This window comes from Pedobacter sp. Leaf41 (assembly GCF_001422545.1).
Lineage (GTDB): Bacteria > Bacteroidota > Bacteroidia > Sphingobacteriales > Sphingobacteriaceae > Pedobacter.
Genome location: NZ_LMLE01000001.1, coordinates 201,859 through 223,147 on the forward strand (window position 1 = coordinate 201,859; position 21,289 = coordinate 223,147).

The following is a 21,289-nucleotide window of genomic DNA, read 5'->3' on the forward strand; positions in this document are numbered from 1 at the left end:
TAAAAATTTTAATGGTATGCCTTGGGAATATTTGCCGATCTCCTTTGGCTGAGGGCATTATGAAACACCTTGCAAAGCAACAAGATTTAAATTGGGAAATTGCATCGGCAGGAACTGGCGATTGGCATATTGGAAAAGCACCAGATAAAAGAAGTGTGGCTGCTGCTAAAGTTTTGGGTTATGATATTAGCCAACAAAGGGCGCAACAGTTTAATCACAATATGTTTAGCCAATATGATTTGATCTTGGTTATGGATCGCAATAATTTAGCAGATGTAAAGCGTTTAGCTAGGACAGATGATGAGCGGCAAAAGATTAAACTTTTCTTAGCAGAGGATGAGGTAACAGATCCGTATTGGGATAATGAGCTTTTCGGCCCGGTTTGTAATCAAGTTGAAGAAAGATGTAAAGAAATTATCAAACAACTTTCTTAATTTTACAACTGAAACGAACCTAACCAAACCCATTGCTATGAAGAAAATTATTCCTTTTTTTGTATTAGTTGCCTTAGTATTTCTTACTCAAAGTTTCGCCATCGATAGAAAGACAACAAGGGTTTTAGTTTTCTCAAAAACAAAAGGCTTTAGGCACAACTCCATAAGTGATGGGAAAACTGCAATTGCAAAACTTGGCAATCAGCACCATTTTTTAGTTGATACCACCGAAAATGCAGCACAGTTTACTGAAAATAATCTTAAGAAATACGCGGCCGTAATTTTCTTAAATACCACCGGCGATATTTTGGACGATCAGCAACAAGTTGCATTTGAGCATTATATTCAAGCCGGCGGCGGCTATGTAGGAATCCATGCCGCAACAGATACAGAATACGATTGGCCTTGGTATGGCAAGTTGGCTGGAGCTTACTTTATTAGTCACCCGGCGGTTCAGGAAGCTAGGTTTATTGTAAAAGACCGTAAGCATGCAGCAACCCGTTTTCTTCAGGATTCGGTTTGGATGCACAAGGACGAACTGTACAACTTTAAAGACATCAACCCAGATATCAAGGTGCTATTAACCATTGATGAAAATTCATATAATGGAGGTAAAAACGGAAAGTTTCATCCATTTAGTTGGTACCATGAATACGATGGGGGTAAATCTTTTTATACTTCGATGGGGCATACCAAAGAAACCTGGACAGATGATATGTTTTTAAAACATCTATACGGTGGGATTTTATATGCCATGGGTAGAAAACACTAATAGATTAGTAAATACAGCCGCACATTCGCAATTGATTTAATTCATCTTACGAATCTGCGGCTTGAATATTTTTAGATTGTAAAACCTTGATAAAACAACTGCGATAATACATTTGTTGCTGATGCAAGTTTTAATGTAGTAAACTTCGGTAACTGTGCTACCGTCAAAATCGTTCCTGAATTAGATTTTAGATCAGAAACTGGTTTGCCAACTTTTGTTTGCGCTGCAGTAGGGTTGGTTTTTTGAGTAGCTAAAGCTGTTGCTTTTTGTACTAAAAAATCTTTAACTATTGAGGTAACTGTTGGTTTTGTGCAGGCGTTAAGCTTAATGCTGGGGTAAGTTTTCCTAATACTCCAGATGTTAAACTGTTAACATCTAAGCCAGATGCCGCGGCAGCCGAACCAAACTTTACTCAATATACTTTGTGCATTCGATGCAATATTCAGGCTCAACATCAGCGTAGCCAAAATCACTAATTTCTTGATTTATAACATTATGTTTAGTGTAAAGCGAAGATATACTTTTTACACCTTCAAAGAGTATTATTATTAGGTCTGTCATCTTTTACGTTAACTAAGTAGATGTATTTGAGCATACAAAAAGCGGCTACTGCTCCAAAGCTATGCCATAGAAAATGAGTGCCGATTTGCAATATTTCCCATTTATCGGCTATCCGAAATGTAAGTGCAAAAATAAATGCCAATAAAGCAAAACCCACCCATTTTCCGTTTCTCCAACCTGTTTTTAACAAATAGCCGAAAACTGGAAACAATACTAAGGCAGCCATAAAAGCATAGTTAATGTTGATAAAAATCTGGAAATCACCATCAGCAAATAATTTCCGTACATAAAACTGGAAAAAAGCATATAGCAATATGATAAGTACAGCGAAATACCATTTAGTTAATTTGGCTAAAAAATATACGCCAGCAGAAAGGCAGAGCAGCATTATCGGCATCCAATCCATCATGATAAAAATTGGCCACCGCCTAAAAGAATGATAAGTGGTGCCTCCAATTCCTCCGATGTAAAGCAAAACTAAAGCAAGACTAAGAAAAGTATGTTGTTTGAATTTACCCCAAACTTTGAAAGTCCAAAATATAGCGATGCATAAAAAGAAACAGCTTGTAATAGCATTAAGCGGTTCGGGAAATAAGTTGTTCAAATTGGTTTCCGTATAGATGGTGCCGCCATCAAGGGGATTTTGAAAAATAGCCATCATCGTCTTTTAGTTTGATATGCAATTTGCAGTTATAAAAACAAATACTGCTATGTTTGTGATTAGTGCTTCAGTAAAAAAAATGAGACTAAACCTTAATCGTTGGAACCCCAGAACAGTTTTAACACTGTTTTTTGAAAAATGACAAACTTTTTTCTTTTGAGTCATGTTGAAATATTAACATCAAATCAATAAAAACATGAAAACTACAACAGCAACCGCAGAGGTATTGAACGACCTCATTGAAATTAATAACGACCGTATTGAAGGCTATGAAAAAGCCCGTACGGAACTGAAAGATAGCGATGCAGATTTAAAATCATTATTTTTAAGTATGATTGAGGAAAGCCAGAAATATAAAATGGCTTTGGCAACAGAAGTAGCTGCATTTGGTGAAGACATTGAAACAGGAACAACTAATTCTGGAAAAATTTATAGAGCGTGGATGGATGTTAAAGCCTTATTTACAGGTCACGATCGCCAAACGGTTTTAAACAATTGTGAATTTGGAGAAGATGCAGCTCAAAATGCGTATAAAATGGCCTTGGAAGAGGAAGACCTTCCGGCAAATATCAGAGAATTGATTTCGGATCAGAAAGCGGCTTTAAGAGTTTCACATGATGAAATCAAAAGATTACGCGATTCTCAAGCGTAAGTTAGCTTTAGTCAAATGAGCAAAACCACCCGATAATTTATCAGGTGGTTTTATTTTCTATATCTGTTTACGCTTCCAATTCCCTATCTAAATGTTCGGTAACCCTTTGAATGGTATTATCGATCGTGTTACTTAAAATGGTTAAGTACGATCCTTTTTTTGCATTATCAATCGCTATTTGTAAACACTCTGTGCTCTTGTTATTGATGATGATCTCTTTATTAGGATCAACTTCTTGAATTCCTTTTACTAACAAATCAATCAATTCCTGCTGTTGCCTTCCTCGTAAATATTTCTCCTGACAGATGTAAATTTTATCAAACATTTGCGCTGAGATACGAGCAGTTTCTATGATGTCCTCATCTCTTCTGTCGCCAGTTCCAGAAATAATACCTACATGTTCTGTTGATTCTACACTTTGTAAATAAGCCTTCACACCGTTAAATCCATCGGGATTGTGGGCGAAATCTACCAAAACTTTAAAGTCTTTGAATCTGAAAACATTCATTCTTCCAGGGGTATGTGCCGCCGATGGAATGAAAGTTTCTAACGATAAACGAATATCTTCCGGTTTGTAGCCCCATAAGTAAGCAGCAAGGGTTGCTGCCAAAACATTTTGGATCATAAAGTTAACCGATCCGCCAAATGTTAAAGGAATATGCGTGGCTTTATCAACCCTTAGTTTCCAATCACCCGTTTTAATGGTGATGAATCCATTTTCGTAAATAGCAGCAATTCCACCTTTTTTGCAATGATCTTTGATAACTGGATTGTTCTCATCCATACTAAAGTAAGCCACATTACACCGGGCATCTCTGGCAATTTTTACACAATAACCATTATCAGCATTTAAAACTGCCCAACCTTTTCGGCGAACTGCACCGATGACTACTGCTTTTACACGGGTTAAATCATCCAGGTTATGAATATCGGAAATACCCAAATGATCTTCCTGAATATTAGTAACAACACCAATATCGCAAGCATTAAACCCTAATCCTGCTCTCAAGATACCGCCACGGGCAGTTTCTAAAACAGCAAATTCAACCGTCGGGTCTTTTAAAATAAATTCTGCACTCACTGGTCCGGTTGTGTCACCTTTCATCAACATCGTGTTGTGAACGTAAACCCCGTCGCTTGTCGTAAAACCAACTCGCTTACCGTTACTTCTAATAATGTGAGCGATTAAACGAGTGGTGGTTGTTTTTCCATTCGTGCCGGTTACAGCAATGATCGGAATTTGTGATAATCTGCCCTGAGGATAAAGCATATCAACCACTGAAGCTGCTACATTTCGCGGCAATCCTTCACTTGGAGCGAGGTGCATCCGGAAGCCCGGTGCCGCGTTTACTTCCAATACAACCCCACCGTTTTCCGTAAGTGGCTGCGTCAGGTTTTGCGCCATGATATCAATTCCACAAATATCTAAACCAATCACCCTCGAAATTCTTTCGCAAATGAAAATATTTTGAGGATGAACAATATCGGTTACATCAATCGATGTTCCTCCGGTGCTTAAGTTTGCAGTCGATTTTAAGTAGACAACCTCGCCTTTTTCTGGAATGGTTTCTAATGTATATTCTTTTTTAGCAAGTAAATCAAGTGTGTCACGATCTACAGAAATTTCTGTCAATACGTTTTCATGTCCATACCCACGACGAGGATCTTCATTTTCCTTATCGATTAATTCTTGAATGGTATGAATGCCGTTGCCTTTTACATGGGCAGGATCGCGTTGTGCTGCGGCAACTACTTTATGGTCAATTACCAAAACACGAAAATCATAGCCGGTGATGAATTTCTCAATAATTACACGGCGAGAATAAGTTTTGGCATACTCGAAAGCTGCTTTAGCGGCCTCCATTGTTTTTACATTTATCGTTGCGCCTTTCCCATGATTTCCATCGAGCGGTTTAAAAACCAAAGGAAAGCCAACCTTATTTACTGAAGCTTCCAGCTCATCAGGATTAGCGATTGTAACGCCTGATGCCACCGGAATAGCTGCTTCTGTTAATAAACGTTTAGTTTCTTCTTTATTACTGGCTATATCCACGGCAATGCTGCTGGTTTTTTCGGTCATGGTAGCTCTAAAACGAACTTGATTTTTACCGTAACCCAATTGCACCAGCGAGCTTTTATTTAAACGGATCCATGGAATATTTCTGCTTACCGCCTCCTGAACAATTGAGCCAGTACTTGGCCCTAAAGCTTCAAGCTCACGGATTTCTTTCATCCTTCTGATGTCGTGCTCCAGATCATACTCTTCATTGTTAATTAGCGCTTCAGCAATTCTAACTGCCGCTTCTGCTGCATAAACGCCAACTTTCTCTTCCAGATAACTGAATACGACATTATAAATTCCTTCAGTTTTAGTTTGACGGGTACGGCCAAATCCTGTTTCCATACCTGCGATGGTTTGAATTTCCAAAGCAATATGTTCAATAACATGGCCCATCCAAGTACCTTCTTTTACTCTGGAGAAAAAGCCACCTTCCACACCTTTAGAGCATCGGTGTGTAAACATACTCGGCAATAGTTTTTCAATACGCTCGCTGAAACCTTCAATTGTATTAGTTGGCCGTTGTTCCAGCTCCTCTAAATCCAGTCGCATTTGGATAAGTTTCTTCCTGCTGATAGACCAGATATTTGGCCCTCTTAATACTTGTATGTTCGATATCTTCATGTAATATTTTGTCGTTTTTTTAGTTAACCAAGCGTTGGGATGGCCTTTTTAAATCAATTTTAAGGAGTAAAATTGATGATTGTAAATTATACATTTATTTTGGAAATTGACACCACAAATAGCTAAATCAAAATAAAACCCTATTTGTTTTGTTTCAATGAAAAGAATAGCCGATTTTATTAAAATTTATTTCAACGAATGTTAACAATTGAGTAATTATTGACAAAAAAAGTCGTGTTTTTTATCTTAAGCTGATATATTTGGGCTTTTTGATACATTACTAATACACAAAGAATGGTTCCAAAAGGCAAACTTATCATCATTGGTGGAGCAATAAACACGGGCAGCTTTGCAGAAACGCAATTCGGCTTGCCAGAAAACATGAATTTTTTTGAGCGTGGAATTTTAAAGAGAATCACTACCGAGTCAGTTAAAGATATTGAATCACGCTTCGAAATTATTACTACTGCTTCTTTAATGCCTGAAAAAGTTGGCGAAGAATATATCAAAGCTTATGCGCAATTAGATGTGCATAATGTTGGTGTATTAAATATTACCAATCGTGAGGAAGCAAACTCCGATGAAAATTATGCAAGAATTGCTGCTGCTGAGGTTATTATTTTTACTGGTGGCGATCAATTAAGACTTTCATCAATATTCGGAGGAACAAAAATTCATCAAATTCTCTTAGAGAAATATAAAAACGAAGCAGTTGTAATTGCAGGTACATCTGCAGGAGCGGCAGCAAGTTCAAAAAACATGATTTACCAGGGAAGTAGTAAGGATGCGCTATTAAAAGGTGAAGTTAAAATTACTGGGGGTCTAGGCTTTATTGATGATGTAATTGTGGATACGCATTTTGTTCAACGCGGAAGGATTGGACGTTTATTATATGCTGCAGCCAGTAATCCGGGTATTTTAGGCATTGGTTTAGGCGAAGATACCGGTCTTTTTATTTCAGATGGGCATGTAATGGAAGCTATCGGATCTGGGATGGTGATTTTGGTAGATGGCCGCCAAATGGCCGATACCAATTTAACAGATGTAGAGATGGGGCAACCTGTATCAATAAAAAATATGGTTGTACATGTAATGTGTGATGGTGATGTTTACGACTTAACCGACCATAGTCTGGTGATTCATCATCCAAAAGTGATCCCGGTAGCTTAAATAAGTTTTCAGTAGAGCGTTTTCAGTCTTGATGCTGAATAAAAAAATCTTGATACTAATAAAATGAAACTAATTATACATGGTGGCTTTTTTAGTGAGTCATCAACCAATCAAGAAACAAAGAGAGCAAAGCAAGATGCCTTAGCAGAAATCGTTACGCTTGGTTATCAATATTTAAAAACCCATACCGCTTTAGAAACTGTAGTTTATACCGTGGCATTATTGGAAGATAATGAACTGTTTAATGCTGGAATAGGTTCGCAGATACAAAGTGATGGGAAGGTTAGGTTGAGTGCATCTTTAATGGATGGCAAAACTGAAAAGTTTAGTGGCGTGATCAATGTGGAAGATGTAAAGAATCCTATTTACATTGCTAAAGATCTCTTGAGTTATGATGACCGTGTTTTAAGTGGAAGTGGTGCCCAAAACTTTGCCCGAAAAAAAGGTCATGAATTTTTCAGTCCAATTACGAAACAACGCCAAGCAGAATACGAAGAGAAGCTAAATCAACAAAATAATTTAGGCACGGTGGGTTGTGTAGCGCTCGATGATGATGGCAATCTTGCTGTCGCTACTTCAACTGGAGGCAAAGGCTTTGAAATTCCTTGCCGGGTAAGCGATTCGGCTACAGTAGCAGGGAATTACGCCAATCAATATGCGGGCATTTCTTGCACTGGAGTAGGTGAGGATATTGTAAGCAATGCAACCGCTTCAAAAATTGTTACCCGGGTAACGGATGGCTTTAGCTTAAAAGAAGCCTGTGAAAAAACTTTCCTGGAACTGAAAGTATATGATGGGTTCGCTGGGGTAATCGGTATCACATCTTCTGGAGAAATCTACCATTGCGATTCACATCCCTATATGGTTTGGGCATCTTTCGACGTTAATTTACAGGTATTTAGCTAATATTGAATATAAAGTATTATTTTTGTTGCATGTCCAAATATTTATTCGCTTTATTTAGCCTGTTCGCGTCATTTCAACTACAAGCTCAAAATATAGATAAAGCTGATATGCAGGAGCCAAACGGAGGAAGTGCAATCACTATTGCAGTATCTAAGTTCGATTTGGAAGATGGAAATTCTTTTTATGATGATGCTGAAGATTTAGAAAAAAAGGGTGATTTTAATGAAGCATTAACGCTATTTGGCAAAGCTGCTTTCGAATATAATGCCGTTAAAAACTTTACCAAGTATGGTCAGGCCATCATCAAGATGAGCAACATGCACTACCAATTGGGACGTTTCGGCGATGCTGAACAGATTCTCTTAAATGTTGCGCTCAAAAATTATTCTAAGATGGGTAGCAGAAGCGGTTTAATGAATACCTATCAGCTTTTAGGGAAAGTTTATCTTGCCAACAGTAAATACACACAATCGATGTGGTTTTATACCCAGCAAGGTATTTTAGCCAAGCAACTTAAAAGCAATAATTCTTACATCGAATCGGTTCTAGGAATTGTACAGGTTAAAATAAAGAAAAAAGATTTTACCCTCGCCTTAAGAGATCTGAAAACAGCCGAATGGCTAGCTAGCTCAATCAAAACCAATCAATATAAAGGTCAAATTAGTGACGCCCGCGAAACCATCGCAAGTAAAACGGCTCAGAAAAAATCCTAGTTTCCTCAAAATTGGTTAGCATTCGCCTCGTACTTGGTTACAAGGTAGTTCAATTGTAAATTTCTATTCCAGAATTACTTAGCGGCCTACTTGCAAAACAATTACCTCCATTTTTCGTTAAAATTTAATAATTGTTAAATAAAAAGCTTTTAGCTAGATTTGATAGCCTTTTAACAAGAGACAGTAATAATGCTGTCTCTTTTTTGTTTTTTCGTTAAAATGGTATCATATTGGCTATATAATATTGAAATGGATTTTAAATCGTTTAAAGAGATGTTGAAGAGAATATTTTTTGTAATTTTTACTGCGGCGGTACTGGCTTGCCATGCCGACCCAAAGCCACAGCCGATTGTGGAAGGCGTTTCCAATGTAATGCCCGATGAGCAACAGAAGCTCGTAATCAAGGAAGTTGTAAATCTTATCGAGAGTTATAATTATAAAAAAATTCAGATAAACGATTCTATCTCATCCTTAATTTTAGATAGATATATAAAGGCCTTAGATCAAGGGAAAAATTATTTTCTTGCTTCTGATATCAAAGAATTCGAGAAATACAGAACTACTTTAGACGACGATTTCAAGAATGGTGATTTAAGCGGTCCATTTTACATTTACAATGTATATGCAAAACGTTTAAACGAATATTTCAAATACTCTTTAGCGCAAATAAAAACCAAGTACGATTTTAATCAAAACGATACTTATGTGTATGACCGTGAAAAACTTCCATGGGCAGTTTCGTCAACTGCGTTAAATGAAACCTGGAAAAAAAGAGTGAAATATGAGTTAATCAATCTTAACTTGGCTGGTACTGCACAGGAGAAAAACGTAGAAACACTTACGAAACGTTATCAAAACCTTCAATCTCAAACTTCGAAAACTAATAATCAGGATGTATTCCAAATTTTGATGGATGCATTTACCGAGTCAGTTGATCCGCACACGAACTATTTTGTACCCGCTAGAGCGACTGAATTTAACGAAGAAATGTCTCGTTCTTTCGAAGGTATCGGCGCTAGATTACAGCTCGAAAATGAAGTTGTTAAAATTTCGGAGATTATTCCGGGAGGACCTGCGTTTAAGGGAAAACAACTTACCGCTGGAGATCGGATTATTGCAGTTGCTCAAGGCGATGGAGAATTTGTTGATGTAGTTGGTTGGAGATTGGACGTTACTGTTACTAAAATTAAGGGTCCAAAGGGAACAAAAGTTCGGTTAAAAGTTATTCCTGTAGGAAAAGAGATGTCTTCTAAGCCTGTAATTATAGAATTGGTTAGAGAAAAAATTATCCTTGAAGATCAATCAGCTAAAAAGAAAGTAAAAACCATCAATTCAAACGGCAAAAATTATAAAATTGGTATTATCTCTTTACCAGCCTTTTACGCAGATTTTAAAGCCGCAAACTCTGGCGATAAAAACTATAAAAGTACCACTCGTGATGTGAGAAAGTTAGTCGATTCCCTAAAAAACATCGATAAAGTGGATGCCATTGTGATGGATTTACGTGGAAATGGCGGCGGTTCTCTTGTAGAAGCGATTTCATTAACAGGTTTATTTATAGATAAAGGCCCAGTTGTTCAGGTTAAAGATTTAAGAGGTAAAATTGAAGTAGACGAAGATGAAACATCTGGCGTAGCATGGGATGGCCCTTTCGGCGTAGTGATTGATCGTTTAAGTGCATCGGCATCAGAAATTTTTGCAGGAGCTATTCAGGATTACGGCAGAGGAATCATTATGGGTAGCCAGAGCTATGGAAAAGGTACCGTTCAATCGTCAATTGATTTAAACAAATTGGTAAATCCTGGTATGCTGCAAAAAATTGCGGGTTTGGTTACCAGAGATAAAACTATTGGTACTTCTCCAACTGGAGCAAATCCAGCTGATATAAACCTAGGTCAGATTAATTTAACCATGGCGAAATTTTACCGCGTAGCAGGTAGCAGTACACAACATAAGGGGGTAACACCAGATGTTGTTTTTCCATCGCTTTATCCAATGGATAAAATCGGAGAAGATACAGAGCCATCTGCATTACCTTGGGATGTAATTCCAAGTTCGAATTTTAAGGCGGTTGCTAATTTATCAGCAGTTAAAGCCGGCTTAATAAAAAACAGCGAACAGCGTATAGCAAACTCGTTAGATTTTAAATTTATTAAACAAGATATCGCTGATCTGAAAAAACGTGATGCGGAAGTATCGGTAACGTTGAATGAAAATAAATTAAAAGCTGAGCGTGATGCTCAGGAAGCAAAATCTTTAGCTCGACAAAATGAATTACGAGCGTTGAGAGGCTTACCAGCTGTTAAAAAGGGTGAAAAAGTGACGAAGCAAGATACTTTTGATTTTATTGAAGATGAATCTTTAAAAGTGATGGGTGACTTTATGCAGCAATCTGGTAATTATGTGATGAATTTGGGGATTGCAACAGCACCAAAACTATAAATAAAAGCAAAACAAAGAAGCCCGATTAGAATTTTCTAATCGGGCTTCTTTCGTTAATATCAAATGTTTAAGAAGGCTTAACCGGGTTTTGGCTCAGTTGCATGGCCATCATTTCCTTCATTGTTTTATTCATTCCCTCGGTACTACCGTCTAAGAAAATGATATTGCCTTCGCCGTACTCTGCAAATTGTTTAATAGCTTCCGTCCACATGGTGAAAAGAATTACCGATGTATCAAGGTTCGCTTGCTGCATTTCATGCGCCGCATTCGTCATCCCTTTTGCAACCTCTTCTCTAAATAAAGCAATACCTTGCCCACGAAGTTGAGCAGCTTCACGTTCTGCAGTTGCGGCAATTTTAATGGCATTACCATCGGCTTCTGCACCCTTTGTTTTGGTAATTAGCAAAGCCTGACCTTCGTTTTCTGCAGCAGCCTTTAAGTTATTTGATGCCACCACGCGACTCATTGAACGCATGATCTCTTCATCAAAAGTGATATCATTTAATTGAAGATCTTGTAAATGGTAACCCCATCCATCTAATACCTGGTCAATTTGTTCTTTTACATGCAGTACAATCTCATTACGCTGGGCTAACACGTTTGCTTGTTTTTGTGTAGCTACGTAAGCACGAATGGACCCTTCAATAGTTCTGATCAATGCCTGCATTAAATTCGTTGCATCAACAAATTTAAAAGCTACGTTTTTTATTGTTTCCTCATCCTGATTAACTACAGAATATAGAAGCATCGCTTTGAAGTAAACATTAGCCTGATCTTGCGTTACTGCCTGGAACGATAATTCTACCGAACGGTTTTGAATAGAAATACGAGAGTAAATCTGTTCAATTAACGGTATTTTGAAGTTTAAACCGGGGCGAAGCTGCCTGCGATATTTTCCGAAAACCGTTACCACAGCTATTGTTCCTTGTTTAACGGTAACAAAGGAGCTTAACAAGATAATAATGGCGATGAAACCGAGAATGTAGATCGTGTATTGCATAATAAGTTTTTTTTATGAAGTTATAAAAATTCATAGAAACTACATGGTTGTTTTGTAGCTTTAATATTTATGCAACTAAATTAATATATACATGAAAAAGAAATTATTATTGCCAGCCGCGGCACTGTTACTACTCGCCGCATGTCAAAACGATAAAAGCCATCAAACCACCAGCAGCACAGGTACACGAACTGTATTTTTTGACACTGCGGGGATGGACACTACCGTAAAACCTGGCGATAATTTTTTTCTATATGCCAATGGCAAATGGATGAAAAATGCCCAGATTCCTAAAACGGAAACCGGCTGGGGATCTTTCTATACCTTATATAACGATAACTTAAAAAACCTAAAGAATATACTCGAAAAATCTGCTAAAAGCAACGCAGCCAAAGGAACTGACGAACAAAAGGTAGGCGATTTCTATGCCAGTGGAATGGATTCGTTAACCATTGAAAAATTGGGGACGACGCCAATAAAACCCTTGTTATCAAAAATTGATAATATAAAAAATGCAGACGAATTAATCAATTTTATTGCAGAAGGGTTTAGGAATGGAGAAGGTGATTTATTGGCTTTCGGAGTGGAACCAGATGATAAAAGCAGTCAAAAAAATGCTTTGATTTTCTATCAATCAGGCATCAATTTACCAGAGCGAAGTTATTACCTTGATCAGGATGAAAAGGCTAAAAAAATAAGAGAACGATATTTGGCTTACATTTCTAAAATATTTGCCCTTTCTGGTGATTCATTAAATGGCGTGAAATATGCCAATGATATACTTAAACTCGAAACGGCTTTAGCACAAAGTCATTTTACACCTGTTGAGCAACGCGATCCTCAAAAAAATTATAACAAGTTTGCTGTTTCCGATTTTCAAAAACAGCTTCCAAATCTCGATGTCAAGTCTGTTTTAACCAAATTAGGCGCTAACGTAGACACCATTATTGTTCGACAACCAAAATATTATCAAACATTATCAAACTTAATTAAAACACAGCCAATCCAAATTTGGAAGGAGAAATTAAAGTTCGATGCCCTAAATGAAAATGCCTATGCATTAACACAAAAATTTAGAGATGCCAGATTTGAGTTTTTTGATAAAACGCTTAAAGGCCGTCAGTTACCTACGGAAAGATGGAAATCAATGGTTAATAACACCGATATTAACCTAGGGGACCTTTTAGGGCAATTATACACAGAAGAGTATTTTAAACCTGAAGCTAAAAAGAGAATGGTAGAATTGGTTGATAATCTTCAAAAGGTGTATGAAGAACGTATTAAAAAAGTAGATTGGATGACAGCCGAAACCAAAAAGAAAGCATTGGAAAAATTAAATGCCTTCGTAAAAAAAATCGGTTACACCGATAAATGGAAGAAATACGATGACGTAGAGATCTCTAAAACTACCTTTTTTGCAAATCTCCAATCAGCGAAAAAACACGCTTACAAGGAGATGATGGATAAGCTTGGTAAGCCGGTAGATAAAACAGAATGGGGAATGACACCTCCAACAGTCAACGCTTATTACAATCCTTCTTTTAATGAGATTGTTTTCCCTGCGGGTATTCTTCAGTTTCCATTTTTTGCCTTTAATGCCGATGATGCAATTAATTACGGAGCCATCGGCGCCGTGATTGGGCATGAAATGACTCATGGTTTCGACGACCAGGGAAGACAATATGATGCAGCCGGAAACTTGAAAGAGTGGTGGACAAAGGAGGATGCCGCCAAATTCAAAACGAAAGCAGATAGGGTTGCCACTTTCTATGATAAGTTTACACTTTTAGATAACCAACATGTAAACGGTGCACTTACATTAGGTGAGAACCTTGCGGATATCGGTGGTTTAAATATTGCTTATGATGCTTTTAAATTAACCAAACAAGGGAAAAGTACAGATAAGATTGATGGTTTTACCCCCGATCAACGTTTCTTCTTAGGCTTTGCCCAGGTTTGGAGAATGAAAAATCGCGATGAAAGCATGCAGGTGCGCTTAAAAACAGACCCACACAGTCCGGAAATGTTTAGAGTAAATGGACCAGTATATAACATGGAAGCCTTTTATAAAGCCTTTAATATTCCTACAACTGCAAAAATGTATGTTGCGCCAGCAAATAGGTTAGGCGTTTGGTAGGTGTGGGTTTGTTCAACCAGATCACTAATCTTAAGCCACAGATTATTAGCTTTAAACGCTGAAAATCTGTGGCTTTATTTTTTTTATCCGTTTGGCGTAAGTAACGAATAAAACAAAAACCGCTTTATATTGTATTTACTCTGATAATTTTAAAACTATGAATGTAAAACGCACTTTTGGAACAGTATTAACGATATTAGGAATTATCGGTTTAATTTATGCAGGTTGGGGCTTTGTTAACCATAGTCAGGACACTAGGGGTTTAATGGTATATGGTATAATTGGATTAATATTTTTCGTATCGGGAATTGGCTTGGTGAAGAATACTAAGGATGAGAGTTAGTTAAACTTTCTTTTGCGCTGGAAAACATTTGTTTAATATCCAGATCAGTAGCATTACTACACTAAAATAACATGGAGAATTATAATGATTACCCAAGTTAAACGATTCGTAGTGATTAATAAAAAGGCCAATAACTGCAAAGAAAGCAATGCATACCAATGTAAATATGTCACTGGAATAAAGTTTCATTGGTTTATGGAGTAATTAATAATTTGTTGGAAATTTTGCATGTTCCATTTTCAATCTCATAAATTTCATCAGCAATTTTTGCTGTACTTTCTTTATGAGTTACTAATAAAATGCCCATATCTTTTTTTAACTTCAGAAGCAAATCCAAAATAAAACTTTCAGTTTTCGGATCTAAAGCTGCAGTAGCTTCATCTAACAAAAGAAGTTGCGGTTTTGTAAATAATGCTCTCAATAAAGCAACTATTTGCTTTTGTCCCCCTGATAGGTTCAAACCATCCTCACCAACTCTGGTTAGTAAACCCTGCGGAAATTGATTGAAATAACTCAATAAGTCAAGCTGTTCACAATGCGCAATAACCAATTTTAAATCTTTTTCAAGGTTGCTCAAGCAAATATTTTCTAGTATGGTACAGTTGAATAATTTAACGTCCTGAGGTACAATCGAAATAATATTTCTCCAGCTTTTAGTGGAAAGGTTAGTTAAATTAAATTTCTCATTAATTAAAATGTATCCACTTTCCTGTGAATAAAACTTTTGAAGAAACTGGAGAATGGTACTTTTCCACATCCACTTTCCCCAATTAATGCGGTAATCTCACCGCTGTTGATTATTAAATTTATATCCTTTAACAATTGCCGCCTGCCTGCAAACCTAAAGGTCAGATTTTTGATCTCCAGCTTTTTGAATCCCTGATCCCATTCCGTTTCTTCAACTAATAATACATTATTGTCTTCTGGCTCAATTGCGGTAAATTCATACATTCTGTTGTAAGCAACCTTTGCTTCTTGAATTTGTAAGTTGGTCAACATTAATCTGGTACATGATGGAATGATTCCAATTCCTATTGATAAGATAGCCATCATTTCCCCAATTTTCAATATATTTTCTAAGGTAAAGTAAGCGGTTTCAGCCATTATCGTAAGAATAATTAGGGTTGCCAGAACCTCAACAATCAAATTAAACTGATTGCCAGTTTTACCTAAATGGATACTGCTACTCTGAAATTGATTAAAAAGCGTACCGATTTTTGACCCGAAAATATTTTCCTTATTGCTCGATTTGATTACTGCAACACCTTGAATAGTGTCGATATAATTACTTTCATTGGCTGAATAGGCGGCCATTATTGCTGTGTTTTGGTTTATAATCCGATCATTATATTTCCATGCGATAAATCCCATTAACGGAATGGCTGTCAGAGCTGTTAAAGCGATGCTGTAGTGAAAACTAAAAAGATAAGCAGATGAAATGATTACAATTAAAAAATCTATAATAAATGTTCCGCTTAAGTATGCTACACTTTTTGTATGCGCATAGTATCATTTAATCGTGAAACCAGATCGCCTGTTTTTCGGCTGTCAAAAAACAATTTTGGCAATCGTAAAAGTTTTTCAATAAAACCTCTATTTATCCTTTCGTTAAAATCTTTAGTTTGTTGAAGTAAAAACAATTGACGTAAAAAGCCAATTCCGCTTTTTGCCAATAATAATACTAGGAGTATTCCAAAGCCGCTAATCATTTGATTAACTTGCTGTTTTGGAATAATTTCATCTATTAGTTTTTGTGTAAATAACGCTGTGGATAGACCTAAACCAGCAATTACTATTCCGAGAAAGGATGCAATTAAGAGAATATTATAATCATCTTTTAATAAGGATATAAACCACTTTCTTTTGGCTACATTTTCTGTTTTGGTTTCTATAAAGTTTTCATTGGGTTTAAGGGTAAGCAATACTTTTGTTTTCCAGCGTTTAACCAATTCAGTTTCATCCCAAAAGGCAACTCCTTTAGCGGGGTCACCAATTAGAAATTTCTTATTTGCCAAATCATAACCGTAATTTAAAACGAAATGTTCAAGATCGTTTTCAAGGGTTAAATGTAAAATACATAGGTATTTTAAATCGATCAAATGTTCAATTTCTGCCTCAAAGCCTTCTGCATCTATACCAACTTTTTCCGAACTTTGGATTAACCCTAATAAGCTTGTACCCATTCCATCAGTTCCGCTTAACTTTCTTAAATTTTCGAGATTGTTGTTTCCATCAAAATACCGTATTGCAGATAGCAAACAGGCTACACCACAATCGCTGATATCTTGCTGCAGAACCAGGGTTTTTTTAGCTTTTTTTTCCATCGCTCAAGTATTTTATCACGGCTTCGATTTTTACTTCCCCTGTGTATTCTTTTAACAGTTTATGGTTTGCATTATAGATGTACACAGATGGTGTTACCGATTTACCAAACCATTTGTAAAAGGCATATTCTTTATCATACAGCCAGATAAACCCAACATTACTTAACCCATAATTTTTTGCAAAAAGTGATGTTTCTTTTGGTGTGTTAGTAGAAACCATTACCACTTGAGTATTTTTAAAAGCGGTTAAAATTTTATTAATTTGGGTAGCTTCATATTGACAGTGTTCACATTCGGCATTATAATAAAAAATGCATACTGCTTTATTTTCTTCTAAATCTTTTGCAGCAAATATTTTTAAGTCTTGGCTGTACAATTGAAAATTAGGTAAGCTTTGTTTTTGCAGCGCAATCTCTTTATTGTGGTTGTATTTCTTGCCAATTTTAAAAGCCAAAAAAGCGCCTAAACCCAAAGCGATGAGCCCTAGGATAATAATTATTTTCTTCTTCATTTTTGTTTGTTCAACAGCTTTAGAATAAAGGCTGAAGTTATATTTATAGTAGAAATTAGGTTGCAGGACTTAAGCTAACAGTAATAAACATGACACAAATTACCCACAATACTAAAGCAGGTATATACCCTGAAAACACTACTCTTATGCCATGATTGATATCGGTATCTAAAGCTTGTTTAATGCCTCCTGCTAGGATAATCCAATACAGAACTTCGAATACATTAAAAGTTTGAAATGGATAAATTAATAACGCAGAAAGGTTTTCTATTTTAAAAAGATTTAAAGCCGAGAGTGGGTAAAAATGTTGTACATCAGTTAAAGTATATTCTGTCTTTACCAATAAAAACCAAGCAAGTTTTATTAATTGAGGTAATAAAAAAACAAATTCTGCTGTTATGGCAATTTTAAAAGTTGAAGTAAATTTAAGTTTAAAATCATTTAAAATTAAACTAGTTTGTAGGCATATTGAAACAAGAAAAATCTTAAATACCAAAATAAATGGTAATAAAATATAAAATATCCAAACACTTTTTTGTCTAAAACTATAAAATTCATCAATTTGGGTATACTCAAATTGATTACTAAATGAGTGATAAAAAGCCTCCTGGGTAATTAAAGCCTTGTTTGTCAAAAATCCAACAGCTAAATTCAGCATAATTAATGTCAAACATAGAATTGAATTAAGATGGCGATTTTTCATATTAGAAAAAGAAGAGCTTAACTCGTAATGTAGATTATACACTTACATATTTTTGTGCCTTTTGTGGTAAAAATTTATCACAAAAGACACAAAAAAGAGCTAATTATTATTGTAAAATTTTTTAGCTCATTTAGGCAAATATTTTATCCTATAATATTTCTTTGAATTACTATGAAAAATAGAGTTCCTTGAAATATTTAAGTTGATAATAAGGGGCAATAAAAAACATTTTCCAGGTTTCTTTTTTACTCATCACACCTAAATCAACTAACCTAAGCCCATCAATAAATGGTCTGTATATCAATGCGTAAATAAAAAGTGCGATAACAAAGACAGATGGCGAAGTATAATTTGCGCACCAATACAATATAGGAAGCGGTAAAATTATTTTTAGATAGTAGGTAAATAAGTTCATATAACTTGAAATAAAATGTTATAAATTGTTTATTGCACAAACTCCTGCAATCGCTACAACAGTTTGAGGTATAAATGCTGATTGAACATAAAGCCACGTTGAAGCCCAACCATGATTGTTGTAAGCATCGGATATGCAGGCTTGAGTCTGTGAACCGCCTACTAGCATCTCCATCTTTTCAATTTCTAATTTTTTCATTTTGCTTAATTTTTAAGTTAAATAATAGTTTCTTCTTATTACTCGCGAAGCAATAACCAAACATATTGCATCAAAACAAATATTCCTAAACGCTATATGTTTAAATTATAGGCTACGCGTTTAACTGATGCCTTAATTTTAGAAGGTAGTTGATCATTTCAACCGTGTCTAAAGGATTTGTGTAAGCATTCTAGCATTTCATGCCTACAAAAGGCCGTTGGGTGTGAAATGTGATTTTAATTAAATATTTTTTATTAACCTTGTTTATTCGAAATAAATCATCCCCTAACAGTCGAATTAACAATAGAATGCCATGGATGATAAAAAGTATCAAAAAATCAGTATTAAAATTAGAACAATGAGGGCTATTCTTGGTTACAGCCAGGAGTATATGGCCCAAGAATTGGGGATATCGCAAAATGTATATTCGCACAATGAAAGAAATATTGGAAATTTGCCGTTAAATAGAATTTACCAAATAGCTGCAATTCTAAATATTAGCGTTACGCAGTTATTAGAGTGAAAAATCTCCATGATTGGAAAGAGATATTTTTATGAGCGTTAGTTAAACAACTACAACTTCTTTTTATGTTTTATAATTTGATACTGGCTAAAAGCAACCAGGCATCCGGCTAAAATGATAATCCCTGCCGATAATAAATTTTTTGGATTTTGATTGATGTAGTAAGCTGCAGCTAAAACTAAAATCGCTGCGGCTATACCAATAATATAGTGGAGAAGTAATCCTTTTTTCATGATTTGAGATTGAAACTGAGGTTGAGACTAAGGTTGAGGCTGAGTGCCAACAGATAAGTTTTCTTTCATTACTATTTTATTGTCCTCAAATTTTAATTGATGGCCGATAAAATCGATATCAGTTAATTCCTTTATTCGCTTAAATGCCCTGTGGTTATTATCAATTGTTAGTCTGTTAACTTTATCCTGCTGTATCGAGGTTACATCGGCATAAAGGAAATCACCTTTACTATTTATCTTGAGCTGTAATAAGGGTGCGATTCCATTATTACCTTTTAGGCTAAACATTCCATAAGTGCAAAAATTTCCGAGGCTATAGGCAATAAATTTATTTTTATAAACTTCTACTGCCCGGGTTACATGCGGTCCATGCCCAAGCACTACATCAGCACCGGCATCAATTACAGCATGCGCAAACTTGTAAACATTACCCCGGTTTTCTCTATAAAATATTTCGTTTTTTCGTGGAACGTGCTCAAATCTGGCGCCTTCGCCACCGCCGTGAAAAGACACGATAACAATATCTGCCTGCTTTTTCAAGCGGGCAACTAATGCTTTAGCACTATCGATTTTATTAATAGAAACTGTATTTTCATTAGGCGCAAAAGCACAGAAGCCATATTTAACGCTGTCCTTTTCAAAAATTTCGAAAGGTTTATTTACCTGTCCGGCATAGTGGATTTTTAAAGAGTCTAAAACTTTTGCAGTATTTTTTCTTCCTCTGCTATCAAAATCACCAACATGGTTATTGGCAATACTCAATACATTAAAGCCAGCCTTTTTATAAATACCGGCATAACGTTCTGGCATTCTAAAGGCATAACAGCTATTGGGATTAACTCCATTACACTTATTTGAATTACCAGAATCTAAGAAACACCCTTCTAAATTTCCGAAAACGATATCGCCTTTCAATAAACTATCAACGGCCTGAAAACTGTTAACAGCATCATCTGGTGGTAGGTTAATTTTTGAAGGAAAAGCCGAGCCTAGCATGATATCGCCAACAGCAGTAATTGAAATGGTATCTTTTAATTTCCTGATGATGGTATCTTGTTTCACACCAGCTGCAACCACCTGTGCTTTGTTATTGGTACAACTTAAAACAATGAATAGGATAAGAAACGATAAGATTAAGCTGCTCGAGAATTTCATTAATTAATTTATAAGGTATAAAAAAATCCTCCAAAATTGCTTCAGGAGGATCGTATGTGTTCAATCTAAAAAAATAAATTTAAGATTGTAATTTGCTTTATTCTACTGTGAATTCCTTTTTAAACGATTCCAAGATCCGTCCGCCTTTGTAAAAATAGCGGCTGTAATAGGGTTCGTTTAAGTTACTGATTACAACACCACGAGAACTTGATGCGTGTGCAAACCTGTTATCACCTAAGTAAATACCGATGTGCGAAATACTTCTGCTTTTAATCTTAAAGAAAACTAAATCGCCTTCTTTTAAATCATCTTTAGATAATGGATCTACCATGCTAAAAATATCGCGTGAATTTCTTCTGATGGTAGTGTTGAAAACTTTGTCGTAAATCGCTTTAGTGAATGCCGAGCAATCGATGCCTCTTTTGGTGTTTCCACCATAGCTATATGGCGTTCCGATCCATTCGTAAACAAACTTGTATAATTTTAAGTTTGAAGTCGCATCTACAGCAACACCCATTACTTGCGAGAAATATTGTGATGCTAAGTTGTCGGGGTCGTTTAATTCTTTACCAGATTCTTTTGTTTTTGTTTGCGCAAATGCGGCTGAGAACGTGCAAATAGCGATTAGGGATGAAAACAAAAATTTTTTAATCATGTTATACAGTTATGTTTGGGTATTCACTTACACAGTAACGTAAACCACATGGGCTTATTGTTGGTTGCCAAAAGTATTAATTATACAAATGTTATCCA

The 21,289-nt window shown here is 35.9% G+C and carries 22 protein-coding genes; 10 read left to right on the forward strand and 12 right to left on the reverse strand.

Annotated elements, in window-relative coordinates; genetic code table 11:
• The first annotated feature begins 11 nt into the window (after positions 1–11).
• Together ASE92_RS00875 and ASE92_RS00880 are read left to right on the forward strand one after the other, a co-directional pair.
• On the forward strand, positions 12–434 hold the full coding sequence (locus ASE92_RS00875) for a low molecular weight protein-tyrosine-phosphatase (protein ID WP_082454938.1): 423 nt from the start codon (positions 12–14) through the stop codon (positions 432–434).
• 37 nt (positions 435–471) lie between these two features.
• Complete coding sequence (locus tag ASE92_RS00880) at positions 472–1,206, forward strand: ThuA domain-containing protein (RefSeq protein WP_056849230.1); 735 nt, start codon at positions 472–474, stop codon at positions 1,204–1,206.
• Positions 1,207–1,738: 532 nt separating this feature from the next.
• On the opposite strand, the gene ASE92_RS00885 is transcribed toward ASE92_RS00880, so the two are convergent.
• Complete coding sequence (locus tag ASE92_RS00885; protein ID WP_082454867.1) at positions 1,739–2,428, reverse strand: hypothetical protein; 690 nt, start codon at positions 2,426–2,428, stop codon at positions 1,739–1,741.
• A 196-nt stretch (positions 2,429–2,624) separates the two neighbouring features.
• On the opposite strand from ASE92_RS00885, the gene ASE92_RS00890 reads away from it, so the two are divergent.
• Positions 2,625–3,080, forward strand: coding sequence for a PA2169 family four-helix-bundle protein (locus ASE92_RS00890; protein WP_056848236.1), 456 nt, complete (start codon positions 2,625–2,627; stop codon positions 3,078–3,080).
• 67 nt (positions 3,081–3,147) lie between these two features.
• Here ASE92_RS00890 and cphA read toward each other — a convergent pair whose 3' ends face one another.
• The gene (cphA, locus tag ASE92_RS00895) at positions 3,148–5,763 is read right to left on the reverse strand and encodes a cyanophycin synthetase (RefSeq protein WP_056848237.1); all 2,616 of its coding nucleotides are present in this window, start codon (positions 5,761–5,763) and stop codon (positions 3,148–3,150) included.
• Positions 5,764–6,057: 294 nt separating this feature from the next.
• Between cphA and ASE92_RS00900 the strand changes: the two genes are divergently transcribed.
• From ASE92_RS00900 to ASE92_RS00915, 4 genes are all read left to right on the forward strand, one after another.
• On the forward strand, positions 6,058–6,933 hold the full coding sequence (locus tag ASE92_RS00900; RefSeq protein ID WP_056848238.1) for a cyanophycinase: 876 nt from the start codon (positions 6,058–6,060) through the stop codon (positions 6,931–6,933).
• Positions 6,934–6,996: 63 nt separating this feature from the next.
• Positions 6,997–7,839, forward strand: a complete 843-nt coding sequence (locus ASE92_RS00905; RefSeq protein WP_056848239.1) for an isoaspartyl peptidase/L-asparaginase — start codon at positions 6,997–6,999, stop codon at positions 7,837–7,839.
• Between the two features lie 29 nt (positions 7,840–7,868).
• A complete protein-coding gene (locus ASE92_RS00910) occupies positions 7,869–8,552 on the forward strand; it encodes a hypothetical protein (protein WP_056848240.1) in 684 nt (227 codons plus the stop codon).
• A gap of 273 nt (positions 8,553–8,825) precedes the next feature.
• A complete protein-coding gene (locus ASE92_RS00915) occupies positions 8,826–10,994 on the forward strand; it encodes a carboxy terminal-processing peptidase (protein ID WP_235527251.1) in 2,169 nt (722 codons plus the stop codon).
• A 67-nt stretch (positions 10,995–11,061) separates the two neighbouring features.
• Here ASE92_RS00915 and ASE92_RS00920 read toward each other — a convergent pair whose 3' ends face one another.
• Positions 11,062–11,994 carry an SPFH domain-containing protein gene (locus ASE92_RS00920; protein WP_056848241.1) on the reverse strand — a complete coding sequence of 311 codons (933 nt, stop codon included), beginning with the start codon at positions 11,992–11,994 and terminating at the stop codon, positions 11,062–11,064.
• A gap of 91 nt (positions 11,995–12,085) precedes the next feature.
• On the opposite strand from ASE92_RS00920, the gene ASE92_RS00925 reads away from it, so the two are divergent.
• A complete protein-coding gene (locus ASE92_RS00925; RefSeq protein WP_056848242.1) occupies positions 12,086–14,131 on the forward strand; it encodes a M13 family metallopeptidase in 2,046 nt (681 codons plus the stop codon).
• 157 nt (positions 14,132–14,288) lie between these two features.
• Positions 14,289–14,474, forward strand: a complete 186-nt coding sequence (locus tag ASE92_RS00930; protein ID WP_056848243.1) for a hypothetical protein — start codon at positions 14,289–14,291, stop codon at positions 14,472–14,474.
• A 193-nt stretch (positions 14,475–14,667) separates the two neighbouring features.
• Here ASE92_RS00930 and ASE92_RS00935 read toward each other — a convergent pair whose 3' ends face one another.
• The 6 genes from ASE92_RS00935 to ASE92_RS00965 all read right to left on the reverse strand — a co-directional run bounded on the left by ASE92_RS00935 (position 14,668) and on the right by ASE92_RS00965 (position 18,625).
• Positions 14,668–15,231, reverse strand: a complete 564-nt coding sequence (locus ASE92_RS00935) for an ABC transporter ATP-binding protein (RefSeq protein ID WP_056848244.1) — start codon at positions 15,229–15,231, stop codon at positions 14,668–14,670.
• Positions 15,165–15,938 carry an ABC transporter transmembrane domain-containing protein gene (locus tag ASE92_RS21575; protein ID WP_082454868.1) on the reverse strand — a complete coding sequence of 258 codons (774 nt, stop codon included), beginning with the start codon at positions 15,936–15,938 and terminating at the stop codon, positions 15,165–15,167. Before ASE92_RS21575 ends, ASE92_RS00935 begins: the two co-directional genes overlap by 67 nt.
• 20 nt (positions 15,939–15,958) lie before the next feature.
• Positions 15,959–16,798: a cysteine peptidase family C39 domain-containing protein gene (locus ASE92_RS21580; RefSeq protein WP_056848246.1), complete on the reverse strand. Its 840-nt coding sequence runs from the start codon at positions 16,796–16,798 to the stop codon at positions 15,959–15,961.
• Positions 16,782–17,309, reverse strand: coding sequence for a peroxiredoxin (locus ASE92_RS00950; protein ID WP_056848247.1), 528 nt, complete (start codon positions 17,307–17,309; stop codon positions 16,782–16,784). The genes ASE92_RS21580 and ASE92_RS00950 overlap by 17 nt, the downstream gene beginning before the upstream one ends.
• A gap of 55 nt (positions 17,310–17,364) precedes the next feature.
• Positions 17,365–18,012 (reverse strand): hypothetical protein, encoded by a 648-nt coding sequence (locus ASE92_RS00955; protein WP_157255600.1) that lies wholly within the window; start codon positions 18,010–18,012, stop codon positions 17,365–17,367.
• Between the two features lie 433 nt (positions 18,013–18,445).
• Positions 18,446–18,625: a hypothetical protein gene (locus ASE92_RS00965; RefSeq protein WP_056848250.1), complete on the reverse strand. Its 180-nt coding sequence runs from the start codon at positions 18,623–18,625 to the stop codon at positions 18,446–18,448.
• Between the two features lie 358 nt (positions 18,626–18,983).
• Here ASE92_RS00965 and ASE92_RS21640 point away from each other — a divergent pair, with 358 nt between their 5' ends.
• Positions 18,984–19,148, forward strand: a complete 165-nt coding sequence (locus tag ASE92_RS21640) for a helix-turn-helix transcriptional regulator (RefSeq protein WP_162237734.1) — start codon at positions 18,984–18,986, stop codon at positions 19,146–19,148.
• 50 nt (positions 19,149–19,198) lie between these two features.
• On the opposite strand, the gene ASE92_RS00975 is transcribed toward ASE92_RS21640, so the two are convergent.
• The 3 genes from ASE92_RS00975 to ASE92_RS00985 all read right to left on the reverse strand — a co-directional run bounded on the left by ASE92_RS00975 (position 19,199) and on the right by ASE92_RS00985 (position 21,191).
• Positions 19,199–19,381 carry a hypothetical protein gene (locus ASE92_RS00975; protein WP_056848252.1) on the reverse strand — a complete coding sequence of 61 codons (183 nt, stop codon included), beginning with the start codon at positions 19,379–19,381 and terminating at the stop codon, positions 19,199–19,201.
• A 27-nt stretch (positions 19,382–19,408) separates the two neighbouring features.
• On the reverse strand, positions 19,409–20,536 hold the full coding sequence (locus ASE92_RS00980) for a CapA family protein (protein WP_082454869.1): 1,128 nt from the start codon (positions 20,534–20,536) through the stop codon (positions 19,409–19,411).
• 97 nt (positions 20,537–20,633) lie between these two features.
• The gene (locus ASE92_RS00985; protein ID WP_056848253.1) at positions 20,634–21,191 is read right to left on the reverse strand and encodes a C40 family peptidase; all 558 of its coding nucleotides are present in this window, start codon (positions 21,189–21,191) and stop codon (positions 20,634–20,636) included.
• Between the last annotated feature and the right edge of the window lie 98 nt (positions 21,192–21,289).